A 16,463-nucleotide genomic window follows, 5' to 3' on the forward strand; every position below is an offset into this window, starting at 1 on the left:
CCCGCTTTCGTCGGCGACGACGAAAGCGGGGGCCAAGACCTAGATCAGCTTCGCGGCGACGTTGTACGCCTCCACCTGCAGCCGGGCCTGGGGCACGCGCCGCCGGGGGTCGACCCGGACCGTACGGCTTTCGCCCGGCAGGAGCCAGAAGTAGTTGTCGTCGTAACGGGTCGGCAGCACGCGGTCCTTCCCGTTCTTCTCCCGCAGCGACAGCCGGATCATCGCCGCGACCGTCCGGCCCGTGTTGCGGATCGTCGCGACGTAACCGGCGCCGTCGGCCCGCAGCGACGTGGCCAGCTGCGCGCCCGGGAGCTGGTTGAGCGCCCGCATCGCGCCGTCGGTCCGGTAGCGCCAGTACGTGTTCTCCGACAGCACCGCGCCGTGGGCGTCGGTCAGCGTGAGCCGCAGCAGGTGCAGGTCCGGCAGCCCGGCGTCGAAGGGCACCGTGAAGGCGTCCGTGGCCGCGATCGGGGCGACGTCGACCTTCTGCTGCCGCGCCGTGCCCAGCCCGGCGCCGTCCAGGCCGTAGAGCCGCGCGGACGCCGTGACACCACTCATCGGGGAAGGCGTGTGATTGACGACCCGGACCTGCCAGGTCGAGAGGTCGGCCTGGACGTGGTGCGCCTCGCACCCCTTGCGCGCGCCGTAGTAACTGCCGTTGACGTCGAGGTCGTAGTCGTAGGTCTGCCAGACCGTGCTGTGCCACGCCGGGTGCGACATCCACAGCAGCACACCCGTGGCGTCGGCCCACAGCTTCGTGTTCCACGCCTCGAAGATCGCGCGCATGCTCTCGTAGTTGACGAACTGGGCCTTGCGGCAGAACTCCGCGAGGCTCGTCGACGGCGCGAGCCGCGCGTCGATCGCCGCGAGGTAGGTCTGGGGCGACTGGTTGCCGTTGGCCGACCAGTCGTGCAGGAACCACGGCGCCCCGATCGGCCAGCCGGCGTCACCCTCGCCGACGAGGTTCCGCATGCTCTCGACGACCGACACCGTCGGCAGCCCGATCTCGCTCCAGAACCCGTGCTTGCCGCCGGTCGCCTCGCCGGTGAAGTACTGCTTCGGGTCGAGCCAGCGGTACGGGCCGTCGCCGGTGATCACGCCGCCCGCGGAGTTGCCCTGGTAGAGCAGGTCGGTGTTGGACGTGACGATCTCGCGCAGCGCGTTGTCGATCACCGCCGGCGGGGTGCCTTCGTTGCAGCCGAACCAGACCGTCGCGCAGGCGTGGTGGCGGTAGCGCAGCACCGTGTCCTTCGCCTGCGCCAGGAAGATGTCGTGGTTCGCCGGGTCGGTCGACCAGCCGTCCCAGAACTCGTTCCACAGCAGGATGCCGTACTTGTCGCACGCCGCGAACAGCTCTTCGCGGTAGGACGAGCCGACCCAGTTGCGGATCAGGGTGAAGTTCATGTCGCGGTGCATCGCGACGACGGCGTCGGTCCGCTCCTCCGGCATCCGGCGCAGCAGCTCGTCCCAGCCCCAGCTGCCGCCGCGGGCGAACACCTTGACGCCGTTGACGAGGAACGTCAGCGGCTTCGGGCTGTTGTCCACCGACACGGCGTCGGTCCAGGTCTGGCCGTCGGCCGAGACCTGGATGGTGAACGTCGCCGCGTAGGCCGTTTCCCAGGTCAGCACCACGCGGTCGAACACCGTCGCCGCGCCGAGGTCGACCTGCAGCCACTGGTTGTCGTCGTAGGCCGACGTCCAGCGCGTGTTCGAGTCGCCGTCGACGGCGTTCTCCGGCGGGTTGCCGTCCGCGACCGACGACGACGTCGCGGTCTTGCCCTTCGCCAGGTCCGTATCCGGCGCGGCACTGTCCACAACGGACATCGTCCAGAGCGAGAAACCCCAGCCCGTGGCGCGTTTGAGCCCCTGCATCCGGACGTACCGCGCGTTCTGCGGGGTGAGGTCGACGGACTGGGTGGCCCGGCCGTCGGCGATGACGATCGGCTGGTCGTACTGGTAGCCGATCTGGCGCAGGCCGATCTTCGTCGTCCGCCGGTCGCTGGTCGACGCGCCGATCGCCGCGGTGAGCGTCAGGTCGTAGAGGTTCGGGTCGCCGTAACCGTTGGGCCACCACAGCTTCGGGTTCTTGACCCGCTGCGCCGGGAACACGACGTCGGCGGCCTGCCCGGCCGGGACGGTGACCGTGCTCGACACGTTCACCGGGCCGAAGGCGGCGGTGACCTTGATCCGCTGGGCGGTCGCGGCGGCGTTGCGCACGGGCACGGTCAGCGTCACCACCGCGGTGCCGGCGTCCGGCACCTGGGTGTCGACGCGCACGTCTCCCAGCACGGCGGCGCCGGTGGAACGTAGGCGGACGTGGTCCCAGATGCCCGACGCGCGGTCGCGCACCGCCGGCATCCAGTCCCAGCCGGACACCGCGAGGTAGGTCGGCGAGTTGTCGAACATGGTGCTGCCGGCGTCGACGAACGACTGCCCGGCCGGCCCCTTGTCACCCGGGCTGCCCGGACGAGGCATCGGCGAGATCTTCACGGCGAGCGCCTGGTCACCGGTGCGCCGCAGGGCCGCGGTCACGTCGAAGACGCCGCGGCCGAACGGGTGGCTCTGCGTGCCGATGTTCGCGCCGTTGAGCCAGATCGCGGCCTCGTGGTTGACGCCGTCGAACTCCAGCCAGACGTGCCGGCCCGGCGAGGTGTCGAGGCCACGCGGGAGGGCGAAGCGGCGCCGGTACCACCAGGCGTGCCGGGACAGCGCTTCCGGGACGTGCATGTTGTGCATGCCCGACACCGGGTCGGGCAGCTGGCCCTGCTCGACGAGCGACGCCAGCACGGTGCCGGGCACGGTCGCCGGGAGCCAGCCGCGAGTGTCCACCGACGCGCCGGACAGCGCCGCGCCGTCCCCGGTGGGCGACCAGTCGTCCATCGTGAGCACCCAGCCGGACTCGAGCGGCACGGTGCCGTCGGGCGCGAGCGCCAGCGCGGGCGGGTCGTCGTGCGGGCGCACCGGGAAGCTGGTCCAGCCGCGGACCGCGGGCCGGTGGTCACGGCTGGTGCCGAACACCTGGAAGCCGTTGAGGCCCAGCGGGTTCGCCGTCGAGCGGCTCGCCGCGGTGAACCGCACCCAGCGACCGGTGGCGGACACCGGGATCGTCACGACGCCGCCGGTGCCGGCGTCGGTGTGGTGGACGGTGCGCCAGGCCTTGCCGTCGCCGGAGACGTCGAGGTCGAAGGACACGGCGTAGCTCGAGAAGACCTCGTCGCCGACGGTGTGGGTGCGGGACGCGCCGAGGTCGAGGGCCGGGTCGCCGGGCTGGGCCTCGAACGTCAGCACGACGGACTCGATCGTGCACCGGCCCTGCAGGTCGACGACGATCCACTGGCCGTCGCCGGGGGTGGCGCGCCAGCCGGAGCCGCGGACGCCGACCTGCGCGAGGCCGTCGACGGCGAACTCGGCCGGGGTGGCGGCGTAGTCGGTGGACGAGACCTGCACGGGCCGGAACAGCGCCAGGTCGGTCCGGGCGGCCTGGCCGTCGGCCGCGGCGGGCGTGGCCGAGGCGACGCCGCCCGGCAGCACGGCCGCCAGGCCGAACCCGGCCAGCAGCCCGCCGCCCACGGCCAGGACGTTCCGCCGGGACACCGGCGCCACCACCGGCTCGACGCCGGCCCCGATGCCGTACTCCTCCGCCATGCGAACTCCGTTCTCGAAGCGGCAGTCACGCACGGCACGGGCCCCTGGCGGGGTGTCGGCGCCGGTGACTGACAACGTTGCCAGTGAGCTTCCGCCGCGCTCGCGGCGACCGTCAAGAAGACAAGGAAGACAAAAATTAGGAATAATGACATCGATGTCTGCGATGGCCCGCGGCGTCCCGTTCACCGGTGACGTCGTCCTGCCGGACGGGGTCACTCTCGGTACGGTTGCATCGACCTCGCACCGAAACACCGGCGCGGGTCCATCCGAGGAGGCAGTACGCCATGGTCCAGGTCGAACGCACCGTCACCGTCCGCACGCCGGTCGACCAGGTCGCGCGCTACCTCGCGGACTTCGCGCACACCGAGGAGTGGGACCCGGGCACGGTCCGGTGCACCCGCTCCGACGACGGCCCGGTGGCGGTCGGCGCACGGTGGCACAACGTCTCGGAGTTCCGTGGCAAGGAGACCGAGCTCGACTACGAGCTGACCCGGCTCGAGGCGGGCCGCGTCACGTTCGTCGGCAAGAACAAGACGGCCACCTCGACCGACGACTTCACCCTGGCGCCGAGCGGCGACGGCACGACGGTGCACTACCAGGCGACGATCGTCTTCCACGGCCTGGCGAAGCTGGCGAGCCCGCTGCTCAAGCGCGTGTTCGAGCGCCTCGGCGACGAGGTCGTCCCGAAGCTGACCAGCGCGCTGGAGAAGCTCAAGACGAGCTGACGCGCCCGGCCGCCACCTCGACCGCGGTGCCCAGGTCGTCCACCACCGTCAGCCCGCGCTCCCCCAGGTGCGCCCAGCCCGGCCCGGCGGTCATGACCTCGCGGTCGAGGCCGTGCAGCCGGCGCACCAGGACGTCGTCGGCGGTCGGGGCGGCCATCGACCAGAGCACCACCAGGACCGGGTCGAGGCGCTCGGCCAGCTCGGTGAGCGTTTCGGCGGGCACCAGCTGGCCGAGGTAGCGCACGGGCACGCCGGATTCGGCCAGTGACGCCCGCAGCGCCTCCATCGGCAGGGAGTGCCGTTCGGCGGGGCAGCACGCCAGCAGGACCGGGCGGGCCGGCGCCGTCTCCGGGAACCGGCGGCCGAACCGTTCCAGCGCGACCGAAACCTCCGTCGTCAGCACCCATTCGGCCGCGAAGCAGACGTCGCCGCGTTGCCAGCGGTCCCCCAGCTCACGCAGGACCGGCACCAGGACGTCGGTCCACGCCGCGGCCGCGCCCAGCGCCGCGAGCGTCTCGTCGAGCAGGGCGCCGACCGCGCCGAACTCCAGTTCCTCGGCCGCTTCCGCGAGCTCCCGCACCCGGCGGCCCGCCGGGACGCCGGGCCGGGACGCGCCGGTGAACGCCGCGGCGGCCGCGTCGCGCACCGGCATCCCGCGTGCGATCAGGCGCTGCATGTGCTGCAGGCGGCGGACATCTGCGTCGGAGTACCGGCTGTGCCTGCCCTCGCTCCTGGCCGAGGGCGCGATCCCGTACCGCGCGCCCCAGCTGCGCAGGGTCACGGGGGAAACGCCGAGCAGCTCGGCGACCCTGCCCGGCGCCCACGAACCTCCGGCCGGGGCGGGTGCCGCGCCGACGTCCATCCGGATCCACCGTCCTCTTCGCCCCGCCGTCCCGGGCGGGGTGGCGGCAGCATAGCGACGGCGCGAAGGCCCGCCCGGCCGCGACACGACCCCGGAGCGGGGGACGCGGCCGGTGGGGCGGTGACCCGCCGCGTCCCCTCCGGCGCCGTCGGGCGCCGGATCCGGCCGGCCGCACGGGGTGGCACCCGCCGCGGCCGGCGGCGAACCGGGGGAAGTGTTGTCCCGCACGGGTAAGCTACACCCGCAGCGCAACGGTTGTGCAGCGTTGTCGCACGGATGCAGTACCCCGCGGGCACTCCCCTGCGCGGGGGAAGGGTCCGTGTGGTCCGGCCCCTTCGTGGGTATTACGCGCGCGGGACCTGGTCCCATCACCAAGCATGGAGACGAGCTGATGACCGACCACCACACCGCACCCGCCTTCGGCAGTACCACCGAAGCCGGCATCGTGACCGTCCACTGTTCCGGGGACCTCGACCTCGCCTGCGCGCCCCGGATGCGGGCCGCCCTGCTCACGCCGATCCGGGACGGCGTCCCCGGCGTGGTCGCGGACCTGACCGCGACCACGTACTGTGACTCCACGATCTTCAGCGTCCTCGTGGAACTGCACCGGGCCGCCCTCTCCCGCGGGGTGTCCTACTCCATCGCCGCCGACCCGGTCGCCGTGGCGCGGCCGCTCGAGATCCTCGGCCTGGACCGGCTGCTGCCCCTGCACGAAGACCTCGGCGACGCCCGTGCGGCGGTGGCCGCACACCCGGAGAGCCGCGTCTCCTGACGCTCCTGTGGATCGGCTGAAGAAAGCCGCCGCGTGGTCGCGGGCCCCGGGCCCGGCGCCGGAGGATCGAGGGCATGGTGGTCCTCTCCGAACGAGCGGCGGTGCGGCGGTTGCACGACCGGCTGGGCTTCGGCCCGCGCCCCGGTGACCTCGACCGCGGGTTCGCCGAGACGCGCGACCGGCTGCTGGGCACCGGCGCCGACGCCGGGGCGGCCGCGACGCCGATGCCGTCACCCGGCGCGCCGCCCGAGCGCCCCAAGAAGCAGGACAAGCAGGACAAGGCCGCGAAGCAGCAGGCGAACAAGGCGCTGCAGGCCCAGTCCACGCAGTCCGCGATCTGGTGGCTGGACCGGATGGCCGCGGCCGACCTCCCGTCCGTCGAACGGCTGACGTGGTTCTGGCACGGGCACTTCGCCACGAGCGAGCAGAAGGTCCGCAGCCCCGAGCTGATGCTGGCGCAGAACCAGACCCAGCGGGACCACGCGCTCGGCAGCTTCACCGACCTGGCCCGCGCGATGGTCGTCGACCCGGCGTTGCTGCTGTGGCTGGACGGGAACAGCAACAAGGCGGGCAAGCCCAACGAGAACCTGGCCCGCGAGTTCATGGAGCTGTTCACCCTCGGCGTCGGGCACTACTCCGAGGACGACGTCCGGGAAGCCGCGCGGGCGCTCACCGGCTGGACGGCCCAGCGTGACACGACCACCGCGAAGCTGGTGCCGAAGCGGCACGACGACGGCGAGAAGCACATCCTCGGGGCCACCGGCGACTTCGCCGCGCAGTCCTTTGTGGACCTCGTGCTCGGCCGGCCCGACTCGGCCCGGTTCGTCGTCGGCCGGCTCTGGTTCCGGCTGGTGTCCGCCGAGCCGCCCGCCGCGGAGGTGCTGAACCGCCTGGTCGCCGCCTACGGCAGCCGCCGAGACGTCCGGGCGGTGCTGCGGGCGATCACCGCCGAAGCGGCGTTCCGCGACAGCGCGACGTCGCTGGTCAAGCAGCCGGTCGAATGGCTGGCCGGGCTGCTGCGCGCGTTCGGCGTGCGGCCCGGCTCGCTCGACGAGAAGACCCGCACCCAGCTGCTGGCCGGGTTGCGCGGGCTCGGCCAGGTGCCGTTCCTGCCGCCCAGCGTCGGGGGCTGGGCGGCGGGCGGCGCCTGGCTGACGACGTCGGCGGGGGTGGCCCGGCTGCACCTGGCCCAGCTGGTCGCCGGGCGCGCCGACCTCGGCGCCGTCGCCAAGGCGTCGGACAAGGCCTCGGCGATCGGCGAGCTGCTCGGCGTCGACGCCTGGTCCGACCGCACGAAAGCCGCGCTGGCCGGCGTCGCCGGAGACGTCCGCCAACTGTCCACTGTGGCCGCCTGTGCCCCCGAGTACGTAGTGAGTGGGTGACGATCGTGCAGGTCAACCGACGCCGGTTCCTCACCGCGACCGGGGTGACGGCCGCCGCGGCGCTCGCCGCGGGCGCGACCCAGGTCGACTGGACGCGGCTGATGTCGGCGGCGCAGGAGAACCCGCTGGACCCCAACGCCGGCGTGCTCGTGGTGGTGACCCTCTACGGCGGCAACGACGGCCTCAACACCGTCGTCCCGGCGGGCGACAGCGCGTACCAGACCGCCCGGTCCGAGCTGGCGTACAAGCCGGAAGAGGTGCTCGACGTCGGCGAAGGGCTCGGCCTCAACCCCGGCATGAAGGGGCTCAAGAGCCTGTGGGACGGAGGGAAGCTGGCGATCCTGCGCGGCGTCGGCTACCCGAAGCCCGACCACAGCCACTTCCGGTCGATGGCGATCTGGCAGACGGCGTCGCCGGAGACGTCCGTGCCGACCGGCTGGCTCGGCCGCTGGCTCGACGCGACCGGCGACGACCCGCTGCGCGCGGTGTCGGTCGACCCGGTGCTGCCGCCGTTGCTCGCGGGCGCCCGTACCGCGGCCGCGTCCCTGCCGGTCGGCGGGCTCACCCTGCCGAAGGGCGCGCTGGGGACGGCGTTCCAGGGCCTCGGGGCGGCCCAGGCCGGCGAGGGGTACTGGCAGTCCCGCGCCGCCCGGTCGGTCGGCGACCTGCACCGCGCGGTGCAGACGCTGGGCGGGCACGCGCCGGAGAAGGACTCCTCGGCGAAGAAGGGCAAGGGAGAGCTGGCCGCGCAGCTCGACGTCGTCGCCGGGCTGATCGAGGCGGGCGTGCCGTCGCGGGCGTATTCGGTGTCGCTGGGCGGGTTCGACACGCACGCCGACGAGCGCGGCACCCAGCAGCGGCTGCTCACCGAGCTGGACGGCGCGCTGACGCCGTTCGCGCAGCGCCTCGCGAAGACCGACCGCGGCAAGCAGGCGGTGGTGATGGTCTACTCGGAGTTCGGCCGGCGCGTGACGGCCAACGCGAGCCAGGGCACCGACCACGGCACGGCGGGCCCGATGTTCGTCCTGGGCCAGAACGTCCACGGCGGTTTCCACGGCGCGGAACCGAGCCTGACCGACCTCGACGACGGCGACCTCAAGCTGACCACGGACTTCCGCGACGTCTACGCGACGATGGTGGAGAACGTCTTGGGCACGGACGCGGGCCAGGTGCTGCCGGGCCACAGCGGCCGGATGACGGGGTTGTTCGCCTAGGACCCCTGCAGGCACCGGTGAGCGGCTGCTTCAGGCGGGCGTCAGCCCGGCCAGCCGGAACCGCGCTCCGCCGCCCGGCGCGGCCTCGCACCACAGGTCGCCGCCGTGTGCTCGGGCGAAGCCGCGGGCGATCGGCAACCCCAGTCCCGAACCGCCCGGACCGCGAGCCTCGTCCAGCCTGACCAGGCGGTCGAAGATCCGCTCGCGGTCCGCGCCCGGGACGCCCGGGCCCGTGTCGGTGACCGTCGCGCCGTCCGGGGTGATCTCGATCGTCACCGTGCCCTTGCCGTTCATCGCGCGGACCGCGTTGTCCGTCAGGTTGGCCAGGATCTGCGTCAACCGGGCGCTGTCGCCGAGGACCACCACATCCGGGCCGGTGATCTCGACCGTCACCTCCGGTGACGTCAGTCCCAGGCGCTCGGACTGGGCCTGCGCCAGCGCCAGCAAAGCCACCGGCGCGTGCTCCACCTCAACGCCCGCGTCCAGGCGGGCCAGGTCCAGCAGATCCGCCACGAGTTTTCCGGCCCGCTGCGATTCGCGGACCACCAGCAGCTGCAACCGCGTCGGGTCGGCGTCCGGGGGCAGTTGCAGCAGGGCCTCGGCCGCCGCCTGTACCCCGGCCAGCGGGGTCCGCAGCTCGTGGGCAGCGTCGGCGACGAACCGCCGGGTGCGGGCCTCCGACGCCCGCGCCGCTCGTTCCGCGCCTTCGAGGGCGTCGAGCGCCGAGTCGAACGCCGCCGCCGCGCGGCCCAGCTCGGTCGTGGTCCGTTCCGGAGCGAGGCGGCCGCCGCGGCCGCCCGAGACGATCGAGCGGGCCAGCCGGGTCATCGCGTCCAGCGGGGCGAGCGCGAACCGGACCGCGAGCAGCAGCGCGACCGCCGCGACGAGCAGCGCGGCCAGCCCGGTCGCCACCAGCACCCACCGCAGGCTCTGTTCCGCGGCCGCCACGAGCGTCTCGTCCGCGGTCAGCGTCAGCTTCGCGCCGTTGATCCGGGGCGGGCCGGTCAGCGTCGCGCGCACCTGGCGGATCCGCTCGGTGGGCGGCAGGTCGGCCGCGCCGAGGAACGTGCCGTCCGGCAGCGCCAGCGACGCCTGGACCCCGCGGGTCTCCATGCGCCGCAGCAGGTTCTGCGGCGCCGCGTTCTGCTTCGCCAGCTGCTGGGCCAGCTGCACGCGTGCGGTCAGCAGGCCGTTGACGTCCTTCTCGGCTTGGGCGCGGAACACCGTGTCGACGACGAACCCGACCGCGACCAGCACCACCGCGAGCACCACCAGCACGGTGACGGTGACCCGGCGGCGCAGCGACACCGTCCGCAGCCCGCTCACGGCTCGCCGCGCAGGACGTAACCCTGGCCGCGCACGGTGTGCAGCACCCGCGGGCCGTGCGCCTCGAGCTTGCGGCGCAACGTGCTCACGTTGACCTCGACGAGGTTCGCCGCGTAGTCGCCGTAGCCCCACACCGCGGTCAGGATCTGCGTCTTGCCGACCACCCGGTCGCGGTGCCGGGCGAAGTACACCAGCAGCTTCCACTCGGTCGACGTCAGCTCGACCTCGGCGGCGCCGTACCGGACGCGGCCGCCCTCGACGTCGACGACCAGATCGCCGACCTCGACGGCCGGCTGCGTCCGGCCCATCCGCCGCAGCACCGCGGTCACCCGCGCGACCAGTTCGGCCAGCACGAACGGTTTCACGACGTAGTCGTCGGCGCCGTCGCCCAGGCCGCGCAACCGGTCCTCGACGCCGTCGCGCGCGGTCAGCATCACCACCCCGGCCGCCGACAGCCGCCGGATCACCCGCAGCAGCTCGAACCCGTCGCGGCCCGGCAGCATGACGTCGAGCACCACGAGGTCCGGCCGGGTCCGGGACAGCTCCGCCTCGAGCGCGGTGCCGTCGGGCAGAGCGCGGACGGAGAACCCGGCGGTGGCCAGCGCGGTCTCGACGGCGACGCGGATCGCCTCGGCGTCCTCGACGACCAGGATCCGCGGGGCGTTCACCGGACCAGGGTAACGCCGTCCACAGTGGTCAGACGCCGGACGCGCGAAAGCCGGCCTCGGCGGGTTCCGAGGCCGGCTTCACGGGGCGGTCAGGCCGTGATCTCTTCCCTCGCCGCGCCGGAGCCGACGGTGATGCGGCGGGACTGGGCCCGCTCGGTCACCGGGATCCGGACGGTCAGCACACCGGCGTCGTAGTCGGCTTCGATGCGCTCGGTGTCCAGCGTGTCGGCCAGCAGCAGGCGGCGGGTGAAGACGCCGCGCGGGCGCTCGCTGACCTGGTACTGGGCGCCCTCGGCCGGGTTCGCGGGCCGCTCGGCGCGGACGGTCAGGACGTTGCGCTCGACGTCGAGGTCGATCGAGCCGGGCGTGACGCCGGGCAGGTCGAACTGGACGACGAAGTCCTCGCCGTCGCGGTAGGCGTCCATCGGCACGCTCGCCGGGCGGCTCGCCGTGCCGGTGGCGCCGAAGAACTGCCGGCTCAGCCGGTCGAAGTCGCGGAACGGATCGGTACGCAGCACCATTTCGGATCTCCTTCCCACCACGGGTTCGTGATCGGGGCGGTGGTGGCCACGCCCTCGCAAAGTTGACAACGAGGGACTCAACTTAGTTGTTCCAAGGCTGCTCAACTCACGCCTGTGACGCCCGGCACAGCCGGTCCCGCGTGGGTGACCCCCATCGGGTGGATCACCGCTCGATGGGCGGATCGGCGCGGGTCAGGCGGTTATCGTCCGAACCGGAAGTCCACAGTGGACTTCACTCGGACAAGGGAGGGGACCCCGTGCGCGTGACCCATGCCGCCCTCGCGGCGCTGGCGGCCTGCGGGCTCGTACTGCTCTCCCTCTCCGTGCCGCGGGAGGCACACGCCGACCCGCTGCCCGGCGGCCTCGGCCCGTGCGTGCCGGGCACCTGCCCCGGCACGTACCCGCCGGTCGGCAACGGGTCCTTCGCCGGGCGCGACAACGGCGTGAACGTCTTCGTCGGCGGCACCATGCGCGTCACCGGCAGCGCGGCCGAAGCCGAGGGCCGGGTGGTCGTCGGCGGTGACTTCACACTGCGCAAGACGTCCGGCTCGTCGATCTACAACGTCGGCGTCGCCGGGGTCGGCTCCCGCGTCCCGCCGCCGGACGGCGCCGACTTCCTCACCGTCGGCGGCGACCTCACCGTCGCCGACACCCAGCGCCTCGACGCCGTCGGCGATTCGGGCGGCGGCGTCGTCCGCCACGCCGGGACGCTCACCGGCCAGGTGATCGGCACCGTCGTCCACGACACCGCGGCGATGAAGCCGTACGCGGGCCTGCGCGAGAAGCTGACGGCGGCGAGCGAGTGCTACGCCCGGGTCGACGGCGCACCGCGGACCGCCACCGGAACCGTGGTCAACCGCGGCTACGAAACGAGCTTCACCGGCGACGGCAAGTCCGCGCTGCAGGTCTTCAACGTCACCGCGGACATCGCCGGGCCGGGCGGCAGCACGCAGGGCATCACCTTCACCGGCATCCCGGACGGCGCCACCGTGCTGGTCAACGTCACCGGCGGCCCGCGGACGATCAACACCTACAGCGGCACCCTCGACGACAACGACCCGCTCAACAAACTGCGCTCCCGGCTGCTGTGGAACATCCCGGACGCGACGACGGTCACCCTGACCGGCAGCGGGCAGTTCCAGGGCAGCGTGCTGGCCGGCAACCCCGGCGGCACCACGACGATGACGCTCCCCGGCAGCAACGGCCGGTTCTTCACCGCCGGCAACCTCGTCCATGGTTCGAGCGCCGGCGCGGGCAGCGGCCAGGAGTTCCACGCGTACCCGTTCGACGGCGACCTCCCGTCGTGCTCGAAGCCCGAGCCGACGACCACCACATCGACGACTTCGACGACCACCACCACGGAACCGACCACCACCGGGCCGAGCACAAGCACAACGGCCCCCACGACGACCTCGACCACGGGCCCGGCCACGACAACAGCCACCACCACGACCGAGCCCAGCACAACGGAACCGACCACCACTACCGAGCCGACGACGACCGGACCGACCAGCACCAGCACCAGCACGGTGCCGACGACGGAAACCAGCACCACCGAGCCGACCACGAGCACCACGCCGACCGGGCCGACGTCGACGACCACCACCGCGACGAGCACGTCGACCGTGCCGACGAGCCCCACCGACACAACTACCGGCCCCACGGAAACGACGTCGTCGTCCAGCACCACCCCGGTGCCGGTGCCGACCAACTCCGGCGGCTCGGGCAGCCTGCCGGACACCGGCACCGACGTCGGCCCGCTCCTCGGCCTCGGCGCACTGCTGGTCACCGGGGGAACCGCGCTGGTGCTCGTGACCGTCCGCCGCCGGACGCGCTGACGGAATTCGTAGATCCACAATGGACCCCAACCTCACACTGCGGTCTCACGGCAACCGTGTCACCATCGGGTGAAGTACCTCGCGGGCCCGTGGACCTAACAAGGGCGTAGCACTCTCGTAATGTTGTGTCATTACGGTCCCCGGGGCATGTCGATCGGGCAAATGGCGGGCCCCGCGCAGGCGGCGGCTCCGCGAGGTGAACGGGTGCTTGCGGTAGAAAACGAGAAAACGAAAGTGTCGCGGGGCTGGGTGCTGCCCGTTTTCGGGGCGGTACTGGGCGCACTGGTCTTCTTGGTGGTGCGCAGCAGCCTGACCGACGACAGCTACATAACCCTCGCTTATGCGCGAAACCTCGCCGAACACGGCGAATGGGGCATGATCCCCGGTGCGCCGGCGAACTCCGCGACGTCACCGCTGAACGTGCTGCTCCTCGCCGCGCTGACGCTGGTGACGCGGATCGCGGGTGACCCGCACCCGGTGCTCGCCCTCGGCATCCTGACCGTGCTGTGCGGCGGTGCGCTCGGCTGGGCGTGGCAGCGGATCGGCCGCGTGCTGTCCCTGCCGACGGCGGCCGGTGTGCTCGGCATCACACTGGTGCTGCTGAACCCGTTCGTGCTGTCGGCCATCGGGCTGGAAGTCCTGCTCATCCCGGCCGTGCTGATGGTGTTGACGGTCTTCGCGATGGAAGGGCGGCCGATCTGGTTCGGCTTCGCCGCCGGGCTCGCCGTCCTGACCCGGATCGACCTGGTCGTGTTCGTCGTGGCGATCGCGGTGTGCACGCCCGCGATCCGGCGGAAGCTGCTGCCCGCGGCGGGTTTCGCGGTCCTGACGACCGCGCCGTGGTTCCTGGTCAGCTGGTTCGTGTTCGGCTCGTTCGTGCCCGACACCCTGGTGATCAAGCAGGCGCAGGCGGGCCTGTTCGCGCCGTGGAGCTACAGCACCGGCCCGGTCATGTACTACATCGGCTGGCCGGTCACCGTGCTCGTGTCGTTCCTCCCGGCGCTGGTCGGCGTGGTCGCGCTCGCCGGCTGGGTCGCGGCGCGGTTCGCCGTCCGCTGGCCCGAGTTCCCGCCGCTGGGCCCGATCGCCGCGCTCGCCGCGGGCGGGATCCTTTACTACATCGCCTATTCCTACATCGGCGTCGGCCCGTTCCACTGGTACTACGTGGCCCCGGTGGCCGCGACGAGCGCGTTCGCCGTCGCCGCCTTCGGCAGCTGGTACGCCCAGACCCGCGAACGTCCCGCGTTGCGGTCCGGTCCCCCGCTGCTCGCGCTGGGCCTGACCGGCGTGCTGGTGCTCGGCGGCGCCGCGGTCGACGCCGCGCAGGGCCTGCCGTGGAAGTCGCCGGTGGTGTTCGGGAACTGGGCCAGCGCGCAGGACTACGCGCGGGTCGGCACCGCGCTCGGGAAGCGGCTCGACGGCGCGGCCGTCGCCAGCCCCGGGGAGATCGGCACCCTCGCCTACTACTGCCAGTGCGCCATCCTCGACGTCTTCTCCGACCGCGGTGCCGCGGTTTCGCTGGTGCGGCAACGGATCGAGCAGGCGAGCCCGGTGATGAGCCTGGCACTGCGGGTGAACTACCACTGGCTCGACCGCTCGGTGGCGCCGCGCAAGCCGGACTACCGGCTGCAGTACGCCTCCGGCCCGGCCACCGGGCCGGACAGCTGGCAGGTGTACTCGGCGGCCAAGGGCGTCGGGCACTTCACCCTCACCCGCGAACAGTGATCGTCGCCCACCGGGAGCAGGCGGTGGAGACGATCACGGAGCCGCGATCCCGCGCGGCTCGGGGCTGGGTGCTACCCGTGGCGGCCGCCGCGCTGTCCGCGCCGGTGTTCGCCGCGGTGCGCCCGCACCTCGTCGACGACACCTTCATCACCCTGTCCTACGCGCGTGAGCTCGCCTTCCACGGGCACTGGGGCCTGATCACGGGCGAGACGTCGAACACCGCGACGTCGCCGCTGAACGTCCTGCTGCTCGCGGCGCTGACGTTCGTGGTGCGCAACGCCGTGCTCGCCTGCGGTGTGCTGTTCGTGCTCTGCCAGGTCGCGCTGGTGCTCGCCCTGCGCCGGGCCGGGTCACGGGCGGGCCTGCCGGGGTGGTTCGCGCCGTCCGCCGTCGCGCTGCTCACGGTGAACCCGCTGCTGCTGTCGTCGGTCGGGCTGGAGGTCGAGCTCGGCGCGGCCGGGATCGTCTGGCTGCTGGTGTGCGCCGGGGAACGGCGGCCGGTCCTGCTGGGCGTGCTGACCGGCCTGGTCGCCCTGGTCCGGCTCGACCTGCTCGTGGTCGCCCTGGTGCTGTTCCTGCTGCGCCGCCGCTTCTGGGTGAAGGCGTGGCAGACGGTGCTCGCCGCGGCGGCCGTCGCGCTCCCCTGGTTCGCCTTCAGCTGGGTGGTGCTCGGCTCGGCCGTGCCGGACACGGTGATCATCAAGACGCTGCAGAAGTCCTGGGGCACCTGGGACTTCGGCAACGGGCCGGGGCTCTACGCCCGGGTCTTCCCGTGGGCGACGGCGCTCTCGTTCCTGCCCGCCGTCCTGGCGCTGGGTGCCTTCCTGGTCTGGCTGGCCGGCTCCGGCCGCCGCGGTCCGGTGTGGACGAAGCTCCTGCCGTTCGCGCCGCTGGTGCCCGCCGGGCTCGCGCACTACCTGGCCTACACGCGGCTGCACGTGCCGCCGTACCACTGGTACTACGGGCCGAGCCTGGTCACGCTGACGCTCTTCCTGGCCGCCGCCGCGGCCGCCTGGGTGCGCGTGCCCGCCCGGGTGGCGGGCGCGGTCACCGTTGCCGGCGTCCTGGTCGTGAGCACCGGCTTCTACGTCTCGGACGGCCTGCCGCGGCGGTTCGCGCCGCTGCTGTCCAACCACGACTCGACGGCGGGCTACGAGGTGATCGGCCCGGAGCTGGGCCGGCTGGTCGGCGGCGGCACGGTCCGCAGCGGCGGGGAGATCGGCGTGCTCGCCTACAGCTGCGGCTGCGCGATCGTCGACCTCTTCGACGACCGCGGCGCGGTCGGGCCGGCCATCGCCGAGCGGAAGGCCCATCTCGGCGCGCTCGGCCGGGCGCTCGTGGACGTCAACTTCAGGTACTTCGACTTCGGCGACCGGCCGATCGTCACCGACTACGCCCTGGTGCGCGGCGATCCGCCACCCGGCGCGCTGGCCCACTGGACGCTGACGTCGCCGTGGGCCGGCACCCAGCAGCTGTATCTCGTCCGGGGCAACGGAAGCGGAGCTTGAGCACATGACCGACCTCACCGCGCAGCGCGGCCTGTACGCGGGCCCGGCGCCGATCGTCAGCAAGGACCTCTACGCCGAGGTCCACACCGGTTCGGCGGTCCGTGACCGCGACGCGATCCGGCTGACCCCGGGCACGAAGGTGTCCGGTAACACGTACTTCGGGCGTTTTCCGGCGTCCTACTGGCAGCGCTGGACCACCGTGACCGAGGTGTCGGTCGAAGCCGTCGTGACCGGCACCGGGCTGCTGTCCATGGGTGCCTCCGACGTCGAGGGTGAG

Annotated in this window: 12 protein-coding genes and 1 pseudogene; 8 read left to right on the top strand and 5 right to left on the bottom strand. The window is 72.8% G+C overall.

Going from position 1 to position 16,463, the window contains the following annotated elements; genetic code table 11:
• Positions 1-39 precede the first annotated feature (39 nt).
• On the bottom strand, positions 40-3,645 hold the full coding sequence (locus VA596_RS46725) for a discoidin domain-containing protein (protein ID WP_323336807.1): 3,606 nt from the start codon (positions 3,643-3,645) through the stop codon (positions 40-42).
• A gap of 284 nt (positions 3,646-3,929) precedes the next feature.
• Between VA596_RS46725 and VA596_RS46730 the strand changes: the two genes are divergently transcribed.
• Positions 3,930-4,370 (top strand): SRPBCC family protein, encoded by a 441-nt coding sequence (locus VA596_RS46730; protein ID WP_323336808.1) that lies wholly within the window; start codon positions 3,930-3,932, stop codon positions 4,368-4,370.
• On the opposite strand, the gene VA596_RS46735 is transcribed toward VA596_RS46730, so the two are convergent.
• The gene (locus VA596_RS46735; RefSeq protein WP_323336810.1) at positions 4,357-5,232 is read right to left on the bottom strand and encodes a MerR family transcriptional regulator; all 876 of its coding nucleotides are present in this window, start codon (positions 5,230-5,232) and stop codon (positions 4,357-4,359) included. The genes VA596_RS46730 and VA596_RS46735 overlap by 14 nt on opposite strands.
• Before the next feature lie 391 nt (positions 5,233-5,623).
• On the opposite strand from VA596_RS46735, the gene VA596_RS46740 reads away from it, so the two are divergent.
• The 3 genes from VA596_RS46740 (at position 5,624) to VA596_RS46750 (ending at position 8,600) form a co-directional block, all read left to right on the top strand.
• Positions 5,624-6,004: an STAS domain-containing protein gene (locus VA596_RS46740; RefSeq protein WP_323336812.1), complete on the top strand. Its 381-nt coding sequence runs from the start codon at positions 5,624-5,626 to the stop codon at positions 6,002-6,004.
• Between the two features lie 74 nt (positions 6,005-6,078).
• Positions 6,079-7,386 carry a DUF1800 domain-containing protein gene (locus tag VA596_RS46745; RefSeq protein WP_323336814.1) on the top strand — a complete coding sequence of 436 codons (1,308 nt, stop codon included), beginning with the start codon at positions 6,079-6,081 and terminating at the stop codon, positions 7,384-7,386.
• The gene (locus VA596_RS46750) at positions 7,383-8,600 is read left to right on the top strand and encodes a DUF1501 domain-containing protein (protein WP_323336816.1); all 1,218 of its coding nucleotides are present in this window, start codon (positions 7,383-7,385) and stop codon (positions 8,598-8,600) included. The genes VA596_RS46745 and VA596_RS46750 overlap by 4 nt, the downstream gene beginning before the upstream one ends.
• Positions 8,601-8,630: 30 nt before the next feature.
• Here VA596_RS46750 and VA596_RS46755 read toward each other — a convergent pair whose 3' ends face one another.
• The 3 genes from VA596_RS46755 to VA596_RS46765 all read right to left on the bottom strand — a co-directional run bounded on the left by VA596_RS46755 (position 8,631) and on the right by VA596_RS46765 (position 11,115).
• Positions 8,631-9,926, bottom strand: a complete 1,296-nt coding sequence (locus tag VA596_RS46755) for a sensor histidine kinase (protein WP_323336817.1) — start codon at positions 9,924-9,926, stop codon at positions 8,631-8,633.
• On the bottom strand, positions 9,923-10,594 hold the full coding sequence (locus tag VA596_RS46760; RefSeq protein WP_323336819.1) for a response regulator transcription factor: 672 nt from the start codon (positions 10,592-10,594) through the stop codon (positions 9,923-9,925). The genes VA596_RS46755 and VA596_RS46760 overlap by 4 nt, the downstream gene beginning before the upstream one ends.
• Before the next feature lie 89 nt (positions 10,595-10,683).
• On the bottom strand, positions 10,684-11,115 hold the full coding sequence (locus VA596_RS46765; protein WP_323336821.1) for an Hsp20/alpha crystallin family protein: 432 nt from the start codon (positions 11,113-11,115) through the stop codon (positions 10,684-10,686).
• Between the two features lie 257 nt (positions 11,116-11,372).
• On the opposite strand from VA596_RS46765, the gene VA596_RS46770 reads away from it, so the two are divergent.
• The 4 genes and pseudogenes from VA596_RS46770 to VA596_RS46785 form a co-directional block, all read left to right on the top strand.
• Positions 11,373-12,953, top strand: a complete 1,581-nt coding sequence (locus VA596_RS46770) for a choice-of-anchor A family protein (protein ID WP_323336823.1) — start codon at positions 11,373-11,375, stop codon at positions 12,951-12,953.
• A gap of 204 nt (positions 12,954-13,157) precedes the next feature.
• Positions 13,158-14,678, top strand: coding sequence for a hypothetical protein (locus tag VA596_RS46775; protein ID WP_323336825.1), 1,521 nt, complete (start codon positions 13,158-13,160; stop codon positions 14,676-14,678).
• Positions 14,679-14,701: 23 nt separating this feature from the next.
• On the top strand, positions 14,702-16,186 hold the full coding sequence (locus tag VA596_RS46780) for a hypothetical protein (protein WP_323336827.1): 1,485 nt from the start codon (positions 14,702-14,704) through the stop codon (positions 16,184-16,186).
• A gap of 4 nt (positions 16,187-16,190) precedes the next feature.
• Positions 16,191-16,463: pseudogene (locus tag VA596_RS46785) on the top strand (glycosyltransferase); the annotation flags it as partial.

It is taken from the genome of Amycolatopsis heterodermiae (assembly GCF_034929455.1).
Lineage (GTDB): Bacteria > Actinomycetota > Actinomycetes > Mycobacteriales > Pseudonocardiaceae > Amycolatopsis > Amycolatopsis heterodermiae.